The sequence below is a fragment of the Enterobacter sp. 198 genome, assembly GCF_009025585.1.
Lineage (GTDB): Bacteria > Pseudomonadota > Gammaproteobacteria > Enterobacterales > Enterobacteriaceae > Enterobacter > Enterobacter ludwigii.
Map to the genome: position 1 here is coordinate 66300 of NZ_WCIM01000011.1, position 13836 is coordinate 80135.

At 55.5% G+C, this 13836-nt stretch carries 13 protein-coding genes; 9 read left to right on the forward strand and 4 right to left on the reverse strand.

What is annotated here, in order from left to right:
• Positions 1-13: 13 nt before the first annotated feature.
• The 3 genes from F8561_RS04785 to F8561_RS04795 all read right to left on the reverse strand — a co-directional run bounded on the left by F8561_RS04785 (position 14) and on the right by F8561_RS04795 (position 2207).
• On the reverse strand, positions 14-622 hold the full coding sequence (locus tag F8561_RS04785; RefSeq protein ID WP_032679336.1) for a glutathione S-transferase: 609 nt from the start codon (positions 620-622) through the stop codon (positions 14-16).
• Positions 623-711: 89 nt separating this feature from the next.
• Positions 712-1848 (reverse strand): HlyD family secretion protein, encoded by a 1137-nt coding sequence (locus F8561_RS04790; protein ID WP_014168091.1) that lies wholly within the window; start codon positions 1846-1848, stop codon positions 712-714.
• 2 nt (positions 1849-1850) lie between these two features.
• Positions 1851-2207 carry a DUF3302 domain-containing protein gene (locus F8561_RS04795; protein WP_014168090.1) on the reverse strand — a complete coding sequence of 119 codons (357 nt, stop codon included), beginning with the start codon at positions 2205-2207 and terminating at the stop codon, positions 1851-1853.
• 655 nt (positions 2208-2862) lie between these two features.
• Here F8561_RS04795 and F8561_RS04805 point away from each other — a divergent pair.
• From F8561_RS04805 to trmL, 9 genes are all read left to right on the forward strand, one after another.
• Positions 2863-4770: a PTS mannitol transporter subunit IICBA gene (locus tag F8561_RS04805; RefSeq protein WP_014168089.1), complete on the forward strand. Its 1908-nt coding sequence runs from the start codon at positions 2863-2865 to the stop codon at positions 4768-4770.
• Between the two features lie 98 nt (positions 4771-4868).
• Positions 4869-6017 carry a mannitol-1-phosphate 5-dehydrogenase gene (mtlD, locus tag F8561_RS04810; RefSeq protein WP_044858417.1) on the forward strand — a complete coding sequence of 383 codons (1149 nt, stop codon included), beginning with the start codon at positions 4869-4871 and terminating at the stop codon, positions 6015-6017.
• Complete coding sequence (gene mtlR / locus F8561_RS04815) at positions 6017-6604, forward strand: mannitol operon repressor MtlR (protein ID WP_025206446.1); 588 nt, start codon at positions 6017-6019, stop codon at positions 6602-6604. The genes mtlD and mtlR overlap by 1 nt, the downstream gene beginning before the upstream one ends.
• 58 nt (positions 6605-6662) lie before the next feature.
• Complete coding sequence (locus F8561_RS04820; protein ID WP_014168086.1) at positions 6663-7025, forward strand: YibL family ribosome-associated protein; 363 nt, start codon at positions 6663-6665, stop codon at positions 7023-7025.
• Positions 7026-7310: 285 nt separating this feature from the next.
• Entirely contained in the window at positions 7311-8966 is a 1656-nt protein-coding gene (lldP, locus tag F8561_RS04825) for an L-lactate permease (protein ID WP_032680001.1), read from the forward strand.
• Positions 8963-9736 (forward strand): transcriptional regulator LldR, encoded by a 774-nt coding sequence (lldR, locus tag F8561_RS04830; protein ID WP_151887201.1) that lies wholly within the window; start codon positions 8963-8965, stop codon positions 9734-9736. The genes lldP and lldR overlap by 4 nt, the downstream gene beginning before the upstream one ends.
• Entirely contained in the window at positions 9733-10920 is a 1188-nt protein-coding gene (gene lldD, locus F8561_RS04835) for an FMN-dependent L-lactate dehydrogenase LldD (protein ID WP_014168083.1), read from the forward strand. The genes lldR and lldD overlap by 4 nt, the downstream gene beginning before the upstream one ends.
• A gap of 182 nt (positions 10921-11102) precedes the next feature.
• On the forward strand, positions 11103-12443 hold the full coding sequence (locus tag F8561_RS04840) for an MFS transporter (protein WP_025206448.1): 1341 nt from the start codon (positions 11103-11105) through the stop codon (positions 12441-12443).
• Positions 12444-12488: 45 nt separating this feature from the next.
• Positions 12489-12962: a tRNA (uridine(34)/cytosine(34)/5-carboxymethylaminomethyluridine(34)-2'-O)-methyltransferase TrmL gene (gene trmL, locus F8561_RS04845; protein WP_014168081.1), complete on the forward strand. Its 474-nt coding sequence runs from the start codon at positions 12489-12491 to the stop codon at positions 12960-12962.
• Here the strand turns inward: trmL and cysE are convergent.
• Positions 12959-13780 carry a serine O-acetyltransferase gene (cysE, locus tag F8561_RS04850; protein ID WP_008502718.1) on the reverse strand — a complete coding sequence of 274 codons (822 nt, stop codon included), beginning with the start codon at positions 13778-13780 and terminating at the stop codon, positions 12959-12961. The genes trmL and cysE overlap by 4 nt on opposite strands.
• Positions 13781-13836: the final 56 nt, after the last annotated feature.

Consider the following 13836-nt stretch of genomic DNA (forward strand, 5'->3'; position numbering starts at 1 on the left):
GTTATAACCCGCATCAAGCCTTTGGCGGTTCGGTACGGGCAAAGCTCTCGCGCTGAAAGAGTGTTTCTGCAAGCTTCACCAGCAACGGACGGTCGACGCACCAGCCGGGGGAAACGCGGCGGAAATTGAGATAACCGATGGCGCAGGCAATGGCTATCGTCGCCAGGTTCAGACTATCGGGTTGAATTTTTCCCTCCCGGATAAGCTGTTCGCACCAGTCCAGGCTGCGGCTGATTTTTTCACGCTGGCGTAACAGTTCCGTTTCAGACTGCTGGGCGGCGGGTCTTGCCTGCTCGCGTACGGACGTTAACGCCGCATCCATAATACCGTCGGCCAGCGCTTCAATTTGCTTCATTGCCAGCGCCGCGTTTGGATCGGCCGGTAACATCGCCGGGGCCACGCCGAGCAGCTCGATGTACTCCGCAATAATGGGGGAATCAAACCAGTACTGGCCTTCGTCTGTTACCAGCGCCGGCACTTTTCCCAGCGGGTTGTACTGCGCCACACCGTTTTCAGCGTGATAAGGCTGTTCATTGACGAACTCGAATTCAATCCCTTTCTCCAGCAGGAGAATCGAGATTTTTCGCACGAAGGGACTGGTGTAGCTGCCGATAAGTTTCATTGCCTGATCCTTGATGCCGAAAAAAGTCAGTATGGATCAAGCGATGAAAAAAGGGCAGGTATGCGTGTCGCATTCCTGCCCTGAAGGGGTTAGTGATCGAGATAGAGGTAGTGCATCCAGCTGGTCATACGCAGCAGCACCTTACGCATTACCGAGACGTGAGCAAAGTGATCCGAATAGACCGCCACCTGAGCATAAATGCCGTCGGGCAGCGCATCGACATCAGCATTCGGCTCCAGCTCGATAGTGCCTAATACGCCATCGGTGCCAGGGATCACGGTCAGCGACTGCAGCGCACCCTGCGCCTGGTATGACCCCCCCGGCACCACCGGCAGAATACTGGTGAGCTTGCCGGAGAAGACCTGGCCCGGCAGCGCGTTGAAGACCACTTCCGCTTCGTCGCCCGGCTTCAGACGCAGCAGCGAGTTCTGACGGAACTGGGCCACAATCTGGCGTTTCTGTTCAGGAATAAAGACCATGACCGGGCGCAGCGGCAGCGCGGCAGCATAGGTCCCCGGACGAATCAGCACCTGCGTGATATAGCCATTGCTCGGCGCACGCACCACGGTCTGATCCAGGTTGTATTTCGCTTCAGCAAGCTGAGCACGCAGGGAAGCAACCTGGGATTGCTCACCGTTGACCATACTGTCTAACTGACTTTGTATTTGCGTCTGTTCAGCCACCGAGCCTTTTACCAGCGCATCCTGCGCCAGATAGTTTTGCCGTGCGTTGTCGATATCGCTTTCAGAGAACGGGTTAACCTTTGCGCGGCTGCCTTTCAGGTAGCGCTGGTAATCTTTATACAGGCGATCACGTTCAGCAGACACGCGCGTGGTATTGGCGACCGCTTCCGCAAGCTGCGCTTTGAGATTGTCGATGTTGTGCGTGGCGGTGACCAGGTCGGCCTGCAGTCTGTCGACGCGCGCCTGATAGCGGCCCGGATCAAGTTTAAATAACACTTCGCCTTTTTTAATTAGCTGGTTATTTTTATCGGTAACTTCACTCACTACCCCAGTAACCTGCGGCGTAATCGGAATGGAAATAACCGCTTTTTGCGCCGTAAAGGTATAGGGATGGTTATAGTTCATCAACAGGATAAGCCCGGCGACAATAAACACCCCACCTAATGTTGCGGTCGCGAGGGTCCACTGGTTTACCGGAATACGGAATATTTTAAAAATGGCCCAGGCAAAGGCCACATAGGTCAAAATAATCAGCAGATCCATGATTAGTGCTCCAGCGTGTTCTTGTCAGCCGTGGGAGGTACCGCTGCCAGTTTTTGTTCTAATTCGGCCACACGTTTAGTCAGAGCATCCATACCCGGGACCTCATCAGGTTTTGAGATGTGGTTCTGCATCCCCCAGCCGCGATCTTCACGGTACAACGTGGCCCAAATCCACAGGAACGGCCAAATCGCATGGAGCGTAAACAGGCTAATCCATCCCGCCGTATGAATGGCATCCGCATGGGGATGATTCCGTTTTTTGGCCATATTATAAGGAATATCATGGATGGCGATGATTCCGTAAAAAAGAACCAGAAATACAAAAATCAATACGCCCAGCGCAAAATAGTTGAGAAACATATTCTCCTCACTTAAACAACGTCAACTCATTAAATTAATAAAACGGTACGCAACCTAATTAATTTTTTATAAATACGAGGTGTACTTATATTTCAGAGCCGGGGAGTATCGTTTTTTATAATATCTCCATGCAAGTTTATAAGCGTGTCAAAATATATCCTGAATAATAATAGACTTAACCTTACAATATGAGCGTAACGTACCTTATTGCTTTTCGCCATACCACACATGAAAAGTCATTTTTTAGCTTTATGTGTGACTTCATGACATCCTGGCGTTGAATCGCCAGGCAGAATTTGTCGCCGATCACATCCGGAGAATTCTGCATAAAAATTTTTTGTGAAATTAGTCACAATCCAGAAACAAACTCACGACAACCAAATGTGATTTACATCACAGAAGTGGGTGGTTTTTGCTTTATTTATCGCCATCGTATTTTTTTTATCCACCATTTTTGTGATGAAGATCACTTCATTCATGTCTGCACCCCCTACATTTACGTGATTCATATCACACAAATTTCCGTCGTCTGGACAGTTGAACGATTCAGTGCCAGATTTCACAGCATCAGAACAGGGCCCGGCTACCTCTGCCGCCTCATTAACAATAAACCTCGGGCCGCAAGCCTAAGCGTAAACAGAAGAAGGGGTGTTTTATGTCATCCGATTTCAAGATCAAAGTTCAAAGCTTTGGTCGTTTCCTCAGCAATATGGTGATGCCAAATATCGGCGCGTTTATCGCGTGGGGTATCATCACTGCGTTGTTCATTCCGACAGGGTGGTTGCCTAACGAAACGCTGGCGAAACTTGTTGGCCCAATGATTACCTACCTGCTGCCGCTGCTTATCGGGTTTACCGGTGGTCGTCTGGTGGGTGGAGACCGTGGTGGCGTTGTGGGTGCCATCACGACGATGGGGGTTATCGTCGGTGCGGATATGCCGATGTTCCTCGGTGCAATGATTGCGGGCCCTCTGGGCGGCTGGGCAATTAAGAAATTCGACGTCTGGGTTGATGGCAAGATCAAATCCGGCTTCGAAATGCTGGTGAACAACTTCTCTGCGGGCATCATCGGTATGATCCTCGCGATTCTGGCGTTCCTCGGCATTGGCCCTGCGGTTGAAGTGCTGTCCAAAGTTCTGGCGGCAGGCGTTAACTTCATGGTTGCGCACGACATGTTGCCGCTGGCGTCTATCTTTGTTGAACCGGCGAAAATCCTGTTCCTCAACAACGCCATTAACCACGGTATCTTCTCACCGCTGGGCATTCAGCAGTCTCATGACCTCGGCAAGTCCATCTTCTTCCTGATTGAAGCCAACCCGGGCCCGGGCATGGGTGTTCTGCTGGCGTACATGTTCTTTGGTCGCGGCAGTGCGAAACAGTCTGCGGGCGGTGCGGCTATCATCCACTTCCTGGGCGGTATCCACGAAATTTACTTCCCTTACGTGCTGATGAACCCACGTCTGATCCTGGCCGTTATCCTCGGCGGTATGACGGGCGTGTTCACCCTGAGCGTGCTGGGCGGTGGTCTGGTTTCTCCGGCCTCTCCAGGCTCCATCCTGGCGGTCCTGGCGATGACCCCGAAAGGTGCCTATTTCGCTAACATCGCAGCCATCTGTGCGGCAATGGCCGTCTCCTTCGTGGTCTCTTCTATCCTGCTGAAAACCAGCAAAGTGAAAGAAGATGACGATATCGAAGCGGCAACCCGTCGTATGCATGACATGAAAGCCGAATCAAAAGGCGCCACGCCGCTGGCGGCGGGCGATGTCTCTAACGACCTGAGCCACGTACGTAAAATCATCGTGGCCTGTGATGCAGGTATGGGTTCCAGCGCCATGGGTGCCGGCGTGCTGCGTAAGAAAGTGCAGGATGCGGGTCTGACCAACATCTCCGTCACCAACAGCGCCATCAACAGCCTGCCTGCAGATGTTGACCTGGTGATTACGCACCGCGATCTGACCGAACGTGCGATGCGTCAGGTTCCTCAGGCACAGCACATTTCGCTGACCAACTTCCTGGACAGCGGCCTGTACACCAACCTGACCGAACGCCTGGTGGCCGCACAGCGTCATGAAGATAACGAAGTCAAAGTCCGCGACAGCCTGAAAGACAGCTTTGACGCGAACGACAGCCACCTGTTCCGCCTGGGCGCAGAAAACATCTTCCTGGGCCGCACGGCGTCCCACAAGGAAGAGGCGATTCGCTTTGCCGGTGAACAGCTGGTGAAAGGCGGCTACGTGCAGCCTGAATACGTTGACGCGATGCTGGAGCGTGAAAAGCTGACTCCAACCTATCTGGGTGAATCCATTGCGGTTCCACACGGTACGGTTGAAGCGAAAGACCGCGTACTGAAAACCGGCGTGGTGTTCTGCCAGTATCCGGATGGTGTACGCTTCGGTGAAGAAGAAGACGACATCGCCCGCCTGGTGATTGGTATCGCCGCTCGCAACAACGAGCACATCCAGGTGATTACCAGCCTGACCAACGCGCTGGATGACGACTCTGTCATTGAACGTCTGGCCAACACCACCAGCGTGGAAGAAGTGCTGGCGCTGTTGAACAAGTAACGGAACCTCTTCCCTCTCCCCTGTGGGGAGAGGGTTAGGGTGAGGGCCAAGCCTCACCCCAGCCCTCTCGGGTAAAAACATTGATTAAGGTTAATACTATGAAAGCATTACATTTTGGCGCAGGTAATATCGGTCGTGGCTTTATCGGTAAACTGCTGGCAGACGCAGGCATTACGCTGACATTCGCCGATGTGAATCAGGTAGTCCTGGATGCCCTGAATGCCCGTCATAGCTATCAGGTACACGTGGTAGGCGAAAACGAGCAGGTTGAGACGGTGTCTGGCGTTAATGCGGTAAGCAGCATTGGCGAAGACGTTATCGACCTCATCGCCAGTGTCGATCTGGTGACCACGGCCGTTGGCCCGGTGGTGCTTGAGCGCATTGCCCCTGCGGTGGCGAAAGGCCTGGCAAAACGTAAAGCGCAGGGCATCGACACACCGCTGAACATCATCGCCTGTGAAAACATGGTGCGCGGCACCACGCAGCTGAAAGGCCATGTGCTCGCCGCCGTCGCGGACGAAGATAAAGCCTGGGTGGAAGCGCACGTCGGCTTTGTGGATTCCGCCGTTGACCGTATCGTTCCGCCGTCAGAATCCGCCACCCACGATCCGCTGGAAGTGACCGTGGAAACCTTCAGCGAGTGGATCGTTGATAAAACCCAGTTTAAAGGCGCGCTGCCAACCATTCCGGGGATGGAATTAACCGATAACCTGATGGCCTTTGTCGAACGTAAACTCTTCACGCTGAACACCGGGCATGCTATAACCGCGTACCTCGGAAAATTGGCCGGTCATCAGACCATTCGTGACGCGATCCTCGATGAGAGCATCCGTGCGGTGGTTAAAGGGGCAATGGAAGAGAGCGGCGCGGTGCTGATCAAACGCTACGGTTTTGATGCTGAGAAACATGCAGCATACATCCAGAAAATCCTCGGTCGTTTTGAAAACCCGTATCTGAAAGATGACGTTGAGCGCGTAGGCCGTCAGCCACTGCGTAAACTGAGCGCGGGCGATCGCCTGATTAAACCGCTGCTGGGCACGCTGGAGTATGATCTTGCGCACGCCAACCTGGTGAAAGGGATTGCGGCCGCGATGCATTACCGCAGCGAACAGGATCCACAGGCGCAGGAGCTGGCTCAGCTGATTAACGATAAAGGCCCGCAGGGTGCGCTGGCGCAGATCTCTGGTCTGGATGCCAACAGCGACGTGGTTGTGGAGGCGGTGAACGCTTACAACGCAATCAAATGATGCAGAGTGCGGCGCAGGATAGCCTGCGCCCAAATAACAGATTGTCAGATATGCAGGCAATAATGGAACAAACCCAGGCCTTTGAAAATCGTGTGCTTGAGCGTCTGAATGCTGGCAAAACCGTACGAAGTTTCCTGATTGCCGCCGTCGAGTTGCTAACCGAGGCGGTGAATATTCTGGTACTTCAGGTGTTTCGCAAAGACGACTACGCGGTAAAATATGCTGTAGAACCGTTACTGGACGGAGACGGACCGCTGGGCGATTTATCGGTACGTCTGAAGCTGATTTATGGTCTTGGCGTGTTGAACCGACAAGAGTATGAAGATGCCGAGCTGCTGATGGCGCTGCGCGAAGAGTTAAATCATGACGGTAATGAGTACACCTTTACCGATGATGAGATCCTTGGCCCCTTCGGCGAACTACACTGCGTCACCGCGCTTCCCCCTGCTCCCCATTTTGATAACAGTGACCCTGAGCTGTACGCGATGCAAAAGCTGCGTTATCAACAGGTTGTCCGTTCCACAATGGTCCTTTCCCTGACTGAGCTGATTTCCCGAATCAGCTTAAAAAAAGCGTTTCAGAAGTAAGCCTGCTCACATTGGTGTATCCTTCCCTGTAAATTCCCCGTTTTCAGAGTTATTTGTCATGAAAGAAGTCGAAAAGAACGAAATTAAACGCCTGAGCGACCGCCTGGATCTGATCCGCCACCAGATGGCTGGTCTCTCGCTGGTTGAGTCCGCCGAGAAGTATGCCGAGCTGGAGAAAGAGAGTGAGAAGCTTGAAGCGGAAATCGAGCGTCTGCGCGAAGTCAAAGGCCAGAAGCTGAGCAACGAAGCCCAAAAGCTGTTGAGCATGCCGCACCGTCGCGCCATCACTAAAAAAGAGCAGGCCGACATGGGCAAGCTGAAGAAAAGCGTCCGTGGCCTGGTGGTGGTTCATCCCATGACCGAGCTTGGTCGCGAAATGGGTCTGAAAGAGATGACGGGTTTTTGTAAGACCGCGTTTTGATCGTCCCCTGCCCTCTCTCCCAGGCGAGAGGGCGAAAACCACACCGCGTCGCCCCCCTCACCGCTTAAAATTGGCCCAACCAATCTCCCGGTAATCACTTTCCTGGTTCACAATTCCACTAATTCCCCTCACAAAATCATTGCCGACTCATAACAACTGGTTAACCATTTATTGTCATTCACCCTACAACACAATATTGGCAGGACCACTTTTACACAGTTTGTGACGCAGAGATGAGCGGAGACTCACCCGCTACGCCGACTGTCTGGTCCTCAGGAGACCTGCATGAGCCTCTGGCAACAAAACTACGATCCGGCTGGCAATATCTGGCTGTCGAGCCTGATCGCATCGCTTCCGATCCTGTTCTTCTTCTTTGCGCTGATTAAGCTCAAGCTGAAGGGATACCTGGCCGCGACGTACACCGTTGCCATCGCGCTGATGGTGGCACTGTTCTTCTATAAAATGCCGGTCGATCGCGCGCTGGCCTCCGTCGTCTATGGTTTCTTCTACGGCCTGTGGCCGATTGCGTGGATCATCATCGCGGCGGTCTTTGTCTACAAAATCTCGGTGAAAACCGGGCAGTTCGACATTATCCGCTCATCGATACTTTCCATTACCCCGGACCAGCGTCTGCAGATGCTGATTGTCGGTTTCTCCTTCGGGGCCTTTCTGGAAGGGGCGGCCGGGTTTGGCGCACCGGTTGCCATCACCGCGGCGCTGTTAGTCGGGCTGGGGTTCAACCCGCTTTACGCTGCAGGTCTTTGTCTGATCGTTAACACCGCGCCGGTGGCGTTTGGTGCGATGGGGATCCCGATTCTGGTCGCCGGGCAGGTCACCGGTCTGGACAGCTTTGAAATTGGCCAGATGGTTGGCCGTCAGCTGCCGTTCCTGACCATCATCGTGCTGTTCTGGATCATGGCGATTATGGATGGCTGGCGCGGCGTGAAAGAGACATGGCCTGCGGTGGTCGTCGCTGGCGGCTCGTTTGCCATTGCCCAGTATCTCAGCTCGAATTTCCTCGGCCCCGAATTGCCGGACATTATCTCTTCACTGGTGTCGCTGGTCTGCCTGACGCTGTTCCTGAAACGCTGGCAGCCGGTACGCATCTTCCGTTTCGCCGATATGGGTGCTTCACACGTCGATCAAACCCTGGCACGTACCGGTTATACCGCGGGACAAATCATTCGCGCATGGTCTCCGTTCCTGTTCCTGACCGCCACGGTTACGCTCTGGAGTATTCCACCGTTTAAGGCCCTGTTCGCACCGGGTGGCGCACTGTATGAGATGGTCATTAACATCTCCGTGCCGTTCCTCGACAAGATGGTCGCCCGTATGCCGCCCGTGGTGCACGCCGCCACGCCGTATGCCGCGGTGTATAAATTTGACTGGTTCTCAGCAACCGGCACCGCAATACTGTTTGCCGCTATCCTGTCTGTGGTGTGGTTACGCATGAAGCCAGCGGCTGCAGTACAGACTTTTGCGGCTACCATTAAGGAGCTGATGCTGCCGATCTACTCCATCGGCATGGTGCTGGCGTTCGCGTTTATCTCGAACTATTCCGGCCTGTCATCGACACTGGCGCTTGCGCTGGCGCATACCGGCCACGCCTTCACGTTCTTCTCGCCGTTCCTCGGCTGGCTGGGGGTGTTCCTGACCGGTTCAGATACCTCATCTAACGCCCTGTTTGCGGCCCTGCAGGCGACGGCAGCCCAGCAGATTGGCGTGTCGGACATCCTTCTGGTGGCCGCCAATACTACCGGCGGCGTGACCGGCAAGATGATCTCACCGCAATCCATCGCCATTGCCTGTGCGGCGGTGGGACTGGTCGGTAAAGAGTCGGACCTGTTCCGCTTTACCGTGAAACACAGCCTGATATTCACCTGTATGGTCGGGGTGATCACGACCCTGCAGGCCTATGTCTTAACCTGGATGATCCCATGATAGTCATGCCCAGACGCCTGTCCGACGAGATTACCTCTCGCGTACGGGCGCTGATTGAAGAACAACAGCTGGAAGCGGGCATGAAATTGCCCGCCGAGCGCCAGTTCGCCGCCCAACTGGGTGTATCTCGTAACTCACTGCGCGAGGCGCTGGCGACGCTGGTCAGCGAAGGGGTACTGGTAAGCCGTCGGGGCGGCGGCACCTTTGTCCGCTGGCAGCACGATGACTGGTCCGAGCAAAACATCGTGCAGCCGCTTAAAACACTGATGGAAAACGACCCGGACTACAGCTTCGACATCATTGAAGCGCGGCACGCCATCGAAACCAGTACCGCCTGGCATGCGGCCATGCGGGCCACTGAAGCCGACAAAGAGAAGCTCAAAGCCTGCTTTGACGCCACCCAAAGCAGCGACCCGGACATCGCCTCGCAGGCGGACGTGCGGTTTCATCTGGCGATTGCTGAAGCGTCGCACAACGTCGTTCTGCTCCAGACCATGCGCGGTTTCTTCGACCTGTTGCAATCCTCCGTGAAGCAGAGCCGCCAGCGTATGTATCTGGTCCCGCCGGTATTTGCCCAACTGACCGAACAGCACGAGGCGGTACTCAACGCCATTCTGGCCGGGGATGCAGAGGCCGCGCGCAAAGCGATGATGGCGCATCTGGGGTTCGTGCACACCACCATTAAACGATTCGATGAAGATCAGGCCCGACAGGCGCGTATTACTCGTCTGCCTGGCGACAGTGATATTTCCAGGGAGAACAAAGCATGATTATTTCAGCAGCCAGTGACTATCGCGCCGCAGCGCAGCGCATTTTGCCGCCGTTCCTGTTCCACTATATCGACGGTGGGGCATATGCCGAATACACCCTGCGCCGCAACGTGGAAGATCTGTCGGAAGTGGCGCTGCGCCAGCGCGTGCTGAAAGATATGTCTGAGCTGAGCCTTGAGACAACGCTGTTTAACGAAACGCTTTCCATGCCGGTGGCCCTTGCACCAGTCGGTTTGTGCGGCATGTACGCCCGCCGGGGTGAAGTCCAGGCGGCAGGGGCAGCGGATGCTAAAGGTATTCCGTTTACCCTCTCCACCGTCTCCGTCTGCCCGATTGAAGAAGTGGCCCCGACCCTCCAGCGTCCGATGTGGTTCCAGCTGTACGTCCTGCGCGATCGCGGCTTTATGCGCAACGCGCTGGAGCGTGCCAAAGCCGCGGGCTGTTCAACGCTGGTCTTTACCGTTGATATGCCGACGCCTGGCGCCCGTTACCGCGATGCCCACTCCGGGATGAGCGGCCCAAATGCTGCCCTGCGTCGCTACTGGCAGGCGGTAACGCACCCGCAATGGGCCTGGGATGTCGGTGTGAATGGTCGCCCGCACGATCTGGGGAATATCTCGGCCTATCTCGGTAAACCCACCGGGCTGGAAGATTACATCGGCTGGCTGGCGAATAATTTCGATCCGTCCATCTCGTGGAAAGACCTGGAGTGGATCCGCGAATTCTGGGATGGCCCGATGGTGATCAAAGGGATCCTCGACCCGGAAGATGCCCGCGATGCCGTGCGCTTTGGCGCTGACGGTATTGTGGTCTCTAACCACGGCGGACGTCAGCTTGACGGGGTACTCTCTTCCGCACGCGCACTGCCGGCGATTGCCGATGCGGTGAAAGGTGATATCGCTATCCTCGCCGACAGCGGTATCCGCAACGGGCTTGACGTGGTGCGTATGATTGCCCTTGGCGCAGACAGCGTATTGCTCGGACGCGCATATCTTTATGCACTGGCTACGGCTGGTCAGGCAGGGGTGGCGAATCTGCTCAACCTGATCGAAAAAGAGATGAAAGTGGCGATGACGTTGACCGGCGCAAAAACGATTCGCGAAATCAGCAAGGACTCCCTGGTGCAGGAGTTGGGTAAATTACCCGCCGCACTGGCACCGCTTGCCCAGGGTGACGCAGCCTGACGCCCGTCTGATACCCCTTCCCCTCTCCTCGCGTCCGAACTCCCCTCGGGCGCTTTTTTTTGTCAAAAATAACATCCAGGTAACATATTGGATAAGAAAATTTGACATACCTGTGCCGCACGCAATTGTATAGACAAGCAAATACAAGAACACAAAAACACCATCACATCAGAGGGGAGCGTATGAGATATTCAGGTCAGGTGGATATTCAGCAGGTGATCGACGACAGTCCCTTTTCCGGGTTTCACTGGGTGCTCATCGTGCTGGGCTTTCTGGTGCTGGCGATCGATGGTTTCGATACCGCAGCAATGGGCTACATTGCGCCCACGCTGTCGGCAGAATGGGGCATACACAAACAGGATCTGGGACCGGTACTGAGCGCAGCACTGCTCGGGCTGTCGCTGGGAGCGCTGGTCGCAGGCCCGGTATCGGACCGGATAGGCCGCAAGCGCGTACTGGTCTTTTCTTGTCTGTTCTTCGGCCTTTCAAGCCTGGGGACGGCCTGGGCACAAAGCCTTAACACCCTGACGCTATGGCGGTTTCTGACGGGTCTGGGGCTGGGTGCCGCCATGCCGAACGCCATCACCCTCATCTCAGAGTTTGCCCCTCAGCGCTGTCGCGCCATGGCGATTAATACCATGTACTGCGGCTTCCCGCTGGGCGCGGCCGGCGGTGGGGCGATATCATCCTGGCTTATCCCGCATCATGGCTGGCGAAGCGTACTGCTGACCGGCGCGATAGCACCGCTGATATTAACGCTGCTGCTGATGCTGTTTTTACCGGAATCGGTAAAGTACCTGGTGCAGCGCGGGAAAGACATGATGCAGATCCGCCGTATCGCCAGCCGTTTCGCCCGCACGACCCTCGATGGCGTCACCGGTTTCTTCCTCGCAGAGGATCGGGTCGCCGCCAAAAAAGGGAGCGTAGCACAGCTGTTCTCACAGCCCTGGCTGCCCGGCACCCTGATGCTATGGGTAACCTATTTTATGGGGCTGGTGATTTATTACGTCCTGCTTAGCTGGATGCCGACACTGATGCTGGGGATGGGCTATCCCCTCGCGGAATCCGCATGGCTCACCTCGCTGTTCACCTTCGGCGGTACCGCAGGCATCCTTCTCGCGGGCTGGATGATGGATCGCTGGGAGGCACACAAAGTGGTCGCAGGTGGCTTTGTCCTGACCATGCTGCTCATTCTGGCGCTCGGCATTGAACATAACCATATCGCCCTGTTTGGCGGCTTGATTTTCCTGATGGGGATCGCGATGAACGGCGCGCAATCGGGAATGCAGACGCTGGCAGCCACCTTTTATCCTACCGAGTGTCGCGCAACGGGCATTGCCTGGATGCAGGGCATTGGCCGCTTTGGTGGCGTGGCGGGCACCATGACCAGCGCGCAGCTTCTCTCCATGCAGTGGCAGGCAGACAGTATTTTGATGATCCTTAGCCTGCCCGCCCTGCTGGCGGCCGCGGCAACCTTCTACAAAATGCTGCGTTGCCGCTCGCAGGATCTCGGCGTCGCATAAGCGGCCCGGTTTCTGCTATTCTGCCCCCGCAATTAAGGGGGCAGCATGCTTAACATCGTTTTATTCGAACCAGAAATTCCGCCGAATACCGGCAATATTATCCGCCTGTGCGCCAACACCGGTTTTCGTCTGCATATCATCGAGCCGATGGGTTTTACGTGGGACGACAAACGTCTGCGCCGCGCGGGGCTGGATTATCATGAATTTACGGCCGTGGTTCGCCATCATGATTACGCCGCGTTTCTGGAAAGCGAAAACCCGCAGCGCATGTTCGCCCTGACCACCAAAGGTACGCCGGCACATAGCGCCGTGCGCTATCAGGACGGTGATTATCTGATGTTTGGCCCGGAAACGCGCGGCCTGCCGGCCACCATTCTTGATGCCCTGCCCGCTGAGCAGAAGATTCGTATTCCGATGATGCCGGACAGCCGCAGCATGAACCTGTCAAATGCGGTGTCGGTGGTGGTGTATGAAGCATGGCGCCAGCTGGGATACCCGGGCGCCATTCTCAGAAGTTAAATACCGTCACCATACTCAAACGTATGGTGAATACCGTTGAAGTGCTGATCCATATCCATCGACGGTTTGTCGCTGTCTGGTTTACCGACAATACGTGCCGGTACGCCAGCGGCAGTCGTGTGCGGCGGAACAGGCTGCAGAACAACCGAACCGGCGCCAATCTTCGCACCACGACCCACTTCGATGTTGCCGAGGATCTTGGCGCCCGCGCCAATCATCACCCCTTCACGGATTTTCGGATGGCGATCGCCGCTGGTTTTACCGGTACCGCCTAACGTGACCGACTGCAGAATCGAAACGTCATCTTCAATCACCGCGGTTTCACCGACGACAATGCCGGTGGCGTGGTCAAGCATGATCCCGCGGCCAATTTTCGCGGCCGGGTGAATATCCACCTGGAAGGTCACGGAAACCTGGTTTTGCAGGAAGATAGCCAGCGCGCGGCGGCCTTCATTCCACAGCCAGTGGCCGATGCGATACGCCTGCAAGGCATGAAAGCCCTTCAGATACAGCAACGGCGTAGAGTATTTGTCCACCGCCGGGTCACGCGTGCGCACGGCCTGGATATCACAGGCGGCAGAAGCGATCATTTCAGGGTCAGCGGCATAGGCCTCTTCCACCACTTCACGAATGGCGATAGCGGGCATAATCGAGGAAGCCAGTTTATTGGCGAGCATATAGCTCAGGGCGCTGCCGAGGTTTTCGTGCTTGAGTAGCGTCGCATGATAGAAACTGGCCAGCATTGGCTCGCAGTCAGCCAAAGCCCGGGCTTCAGCTTTAATATTGTTCCAGACGATATCCAGTTCTTCACACGGCATTGCTTACTCCAGACGACATGTTAATGACCGGCCAGTTCTGTGCTGGCCGGGTCATA

Bases quoted from the DNA above. Each gene is read 5' to 3' on its own strand.
- mtlR (WP_025206446.1), top strand. From the start codon at position 6,017: ATGCAGAGTGCGGCGCAGGATAGCCTGCGCCCAAATAACAGATTGTCA.
- cysE (WP_008502718.1), bottom strand. From the start codon at position 13,780: ATGCCGTGTGAAGAACTGGATATCGTCTGGAACAATATTAAAGCTGAA.
- F8561_RS04790 (WP_014168091.1), bottom strand. From the start codon at position 1,848: ATGGATCTGCTGATTATTTTGACCTATGTGGCCTTTGCCTGGGCCATT.
- trmL (WP_014168081.1), top strand. From the start codon at position 12,489: ATGCTTAACATCGTTTTATTCGAACCAGAAATTCCGCCGAATACCGGC.
- F8561_RS04840 (WP_025206448.1), top strand. From the start codon at position 11,103: ATGAGATATTCAGGTCAGGTGGATATTCAGCAGGTGATCGACGACAGT.
- mtlD (WP_044858417.1), top strand. From the start codon at position 4,869: ATGAAAGCATTACATTTTGGCGCAGGTAATATCGGTCGTGGCTTTATC.
- lldP (WP_032680001.1), top strand. From the start codon at position 7,311: ATGAGCCTCTGGCAACAAAACTACGATCCGGCTGGCAATATCTGGCTG.
- F8561_RS04820 (WP_014168086.1), top strand. From the start codon at position 6,663: ATGAAAGAAGTCGAAAAGAACGAAATTAAACGCCTGAGCGACCGCCTG.
- lldR (WP_151887201.1), top strand. From the start codon at position 8,963: ATGATAGTCATGCCCAGACGCCTGTCCGACGAGATTACCTCTCGCGTA.
- lldD (WP_014168083.1), top strand. From the start codon at position 9,733: ATGATTATTTCAGCAGCCAGTGACTATCGCGCCGCAGCGCAGCGCATT.
- F8561_RS04785 (WP_032679336.1), bottom strand. From the start codon at position 622: ATGAAACTTATCGGCAGCTACACCAGTCCCTTCGTGCGAAAAATCTCG.
- F8561_RS04795 (WP_014168090.1), bottom strand. From the start codon at position 2,207: ATGTTTCTCAACTATTTTGCGCTGGGCGTATTGATTTTTGTATTTCTG.
- F8561_RS04805 (WP_014168089.1), top strand. From the start codon at position 2,863: ATGTCATCCGATTTCAAGATCAAAGTTCAAAGCTTTGGTCGTTTCCTC.